Raw genomic sequence first — 3,200 nt, 5'->3', positions numbered from 1 at the left:
CCAGGCGGAGAAAGAGTTCAACCTGACCGTCGACCGCGCGCTGCGGAACCTCGGCCTTGACACCTACCTGCCGCAGCGGGACGCCGGCGAAGCCGCGCCGCTGATCCGGGCCGGCGCCGACGAACACACCGTCCGGGCTCGGCTGTTCACCGCCGACTGCACGGCCGTCGGCGCCTGCGAGGTGTTCCTGCTTGTCCTGGACGGCCGGGTGCCCGACGAAGGGGCCTGTTTCGAGCTCGGCCTCGCGTATGCGGCCGGCAAGACCTGCTTCGGGTTGCAGACCGACTCCCGCCGCTTCGGCGGTACCGACTCGAACAACCTGATGATCGACTACGCGTTGGGTGGTGGCATCAGCCACTCCCTCGACGAGCTCACCGTCACGCTGGCCGCGCACCTGCGTGACCGGCGGACGGACACCACCGCGGGCGGCTCGGGTCCCGCGGACTCCGAGCCCCGCACACCGACCGTAGGAGGACAGCCCGCATGAACCTCGGTATCAACCTGTGCTTCGCCGTCAAACGCCAGCTGGAACCGCAGCGGTGGGCCGAGTTCGTCCGCGCCGATCTCGGCCTGGACACGGTGCAGGTCACCTTCGACCTGCTTGACCCGTGGTGGCCGGAGCGGGAACGTGACCAGGTCGCCGGCCGCATTGCCGACGCTGCCGCCGCGTGGGATCTCGCCATCCACAGCGCCTACGTCGGCCTAGCGCACTACCTGCCCGGCGGGCTACTCGATCCCGACCCGCAGGCGCGGGCGGTCGCGCTGACCTGGTGGCGGCGGGCCTGCGACGTGACCGCGCTGCTCGGCGCCCATGCCGTGGGAGGGCCGCTGGGCACCTTGAGTGTTCAGGACGCCGCGGACCCGGACAGCCGGGCCCGGCGCTACGCCGGTCTGCTCGACTCGCTGGTGTTCGTCGCCGACCATGCCGCGGCGGTCGGTCTTGCCGAGTTCCTCGTCGAACCGACGCCGATCGCCCGCGAGATCCCGGCCACGGTCGACCAGGCCGACCAGCTGATACGCGACCTCGCCGGACGCACCGAGGTGCCGGTCGGTCTGACCCTCGACATCGGTCACACCGTCTACCAGCCGCTGTACGGCCCGGACAGCACACCAGCGGACTGGATCAGCCCGCTGGGCTCGGCGATCCGGCTGGTGCACCTCGACAACACCGACGGTCTGGGTGACCCGCACTGGGGCTGGCCCCACCCGCAGGGACGTGTGGATGTCGCCGAGGTCGGCGCGGCGCTGCGGGGCGCCGGGCTTGAAGAGGTGCCGGTGCTGCTGGAGGTCTATCCGCGGTTCGAGGACGATGACGACCAGGTCCGTCGGACGATCGCCAGCTCGGTCGCCTACTGCAAAGAACAGCTCGCCCGATGAGCACCACCCGCGCGGCCTCGTCGAGTGAGCCGCTGGCTGGTCTGCCGGATGGGCGGCTGCTGGTCGACGTGTCCGTCTGGTCGGCGGACCTGACGTGCCTGCGCGCCGAGATCGAGCGCGCCTCGCCCGTGGCCGACCTGTTTCACTTCGACGTCGGTGACAGCCAGTTCGTGCCCGACCTGCTGTTCTTCCCGGACCTGCTCGCCGCGCTGCGCCCGCTGACAACCGTCCCTTTCCACGCCCATCTCATGGTCCGCCGGCCCGCCCTGCTCGCCGTCCTGTTCGCGCAGGCCGGCGCCGACCTCATCACCGTCCACGCCGAAACCGGCGACGACGTCTACCCGGCCCTCGACACGATCCGCCAGCACGGGAAAGCCGCCGGCCTGGCGCTCACCCTCGACACCCCTGTCACGGCCGTCCGCCCCTACCTCGACGCGGTCGATGTCGTTGTCCTCGTCGGCACCCCGATCGGCACCCGAGGCACCGGACTTGCCCCGGCCGCGCTCGACCGCCTCCGAACCCTGCGCGGTCTCCTGCACGAGACTGGCCGCGACCAGGCCGTGAAGATCCTCGCCGACGGCGGCATCCGCGAGCCGACTGTCGGCCCGCTCGCCGACGCTGGTGCCGACGGCGTGGTCGCCGGCTCGCTGCTGTTCGGCAGCGACGACCTGGCCGCCACGGCCCGGTGGCTGCACCAGCACGTCCCGTCGCGGGCCACCGCCGAGCGCCCGCGGTGAGTGTCACGGTCGTCAGCGTGGACCTGTGGGGAACGTTGATCGGCTACGGCGACCGGGACGCCGAAGCCGCCTGGCGGGTCCGCGAGTTCCACCTGGCCCTGACTGCGTTCGGCCACGCCCTTCCCGCCGAGCACCTGGACACCACGGTCCGAGCGGTCCGCGCCGAGCTGCTCGACGAGCAGCGACAGCACGGTCGGCAGATCCCGGTCCCCGAGCAGGTCCGCACGATCGTCCGCCGGCTCGGCATCGACGCCGCCGACGACCTTGTCCAGGTGCTCACGGTCGCGCACACCCACGCCGTGTTGCGGGCCTGCCCCCAGCTGATCCCCGGCGCGCACGCCTGCCTCGCCGCGCTGTCCGCCGCCGGCTACCGCCTTGTCCTCGCCTCCAACACTCTGGCGACTCCCGGAGCCGTCACCCGGCAGATCCTCGACCGCCACCGGCTCACCGACCACTTCGACCGGCTGTTCTTCTCCAGCGAACTCGGTGTCGCCAAACCCCAGGCCGCGATGTTCCACGCCATCGCCGAGCAGACCGGCGCCCGCGTCGACCAGGTCGTGCACGTCGGCAACGACTGGCGCACCGACGTCCGCGGCGCCCTCGACGCGGGCTGCCGCGCGGTCTGGTTCAACCCCGGACGCAAGCCGTCGCGACCCGAAGCGCCCGACGCCGCACTGCTCGTCGACATCCCCGCGCTGGTCCAGCGACTCGCCCCCCAGAGCACGCCCACCGCGGCGCCCGAGGCGTCGGCCGCCGACGCCGGCCGGTGAGCCGCGGACCGGCCCTGACCGACGTTCGGACAGGAGACAACGCATGGACTCCCCTGCCGCACCACGCCCCGTAACCACCGCCACCACGACCGAGGACGATCTCCCCGCCAGCGTCGCGTCTCTCCTCGGCGCCGTCCCCGGTCCGCCCAGCCGCCGATTCCTGTCCCATCTCCTGTACGGCGACGCCGGTGCCAGCCGCCCCCGCACCGCCTTCGCCGACCGCCGTCAGGTCGAGAAGGCGCTGAAGGCCGGCGAGGACCCGCTGCTGTACGAGGCGTACCGGGACGTCGCACCCGCCCGGCATGGCTGGCGGGCC

The 3,200-nt window shown here is 72.3% G+C and carries 4 protein-coding genes and 1 pseudogene; all 5 read left to right on the top strand.

The window, feature by feature from the left end; all coding sequences use genetic code 11:
- Positions 1 to 487 (top strand): nucleoside 2-deoxyribosyltransferase (locus AC08OP_RS23220; RefSeq protein WP_476616120.1); only part of this gene is annotated, 487 nt, incomplete at its 5' end.
- The gene (locus AC08OP_RS23215) at positions 484 to 1,377 is read left to right on the top strand and encodes a sugar phosphate isomerase/epimerase family protein (RefSeq protein ID WP_476616119.1); all 894 of its coding nucleotides are present in this window, start codon (positions 484 to 486) and stop codon (positions 1,375 to 1,377) included. The genes AC08OP_RS23220 and AC08OP_RS23215, both read left to right, overlap by 4 nt.
- On the top strand, positions 1,374 to 2,114 hold the full coding sequence (locus AC08OP_RS23210; RefSeq protein WP_476616118.1) for a ribulose-phosphate 3-epimerase: 741 nt from the start codon (positions 1,374 to 1,376) through the stop codon (positions 2,112 to 2,114). Before AC08OP_RS23215 ends, AC08OP_RS23210 begins: the two co-directional genes overlap by 4 nt.
- Positions 2,111 to 2,884, top strand: coding sequence for an HAD family hydrolase (locus AC08OP_RS23205; protein ID WP_476616117.1), 774 nt, complete (start codon positions 2,111 to 2,113; stop codon positions 2,882 to 2,884). The genes AC08OP_RS23210 and AC08OP_RS23205 overlap by 4 nt, the downstream gene beginning before the upstream one ends.
- A gap of 43 nt (positions 2,885 to 2,927) precedes the next feature.
- A pseudogene (locus AC08OP_RS23200) lies at positions 2,928 to 3,200 on the top strand (hypothetical protein); the annotation flags it as partial.

The sequence above is a fragment of the Frankia sp. CeRuru1 genome, from assembly GCF_977966315.1.
The sequence above is the reverse complement of the archived record's forward strand: the minus strand, read 5'-3'. Positions and strand labels throughout refer to the sequence as shown.

Coding starts and splice junctions, on each gene's coding strand:
- AC08OP_RS23210 (WP_476616118.1), top strand. CDS start 1,374: ATGAGCACCACCCGCGCGGCCTCGTCGAGTGAGCCGCTGGCTGGTCTG.
- AC08OP_RS23215 (WP_476616119.1), top strand. CDS start 484: ATGAACCTCGGTATCAACCTGTGCTTCGCCGTCAAACGCCAGCTGGAA.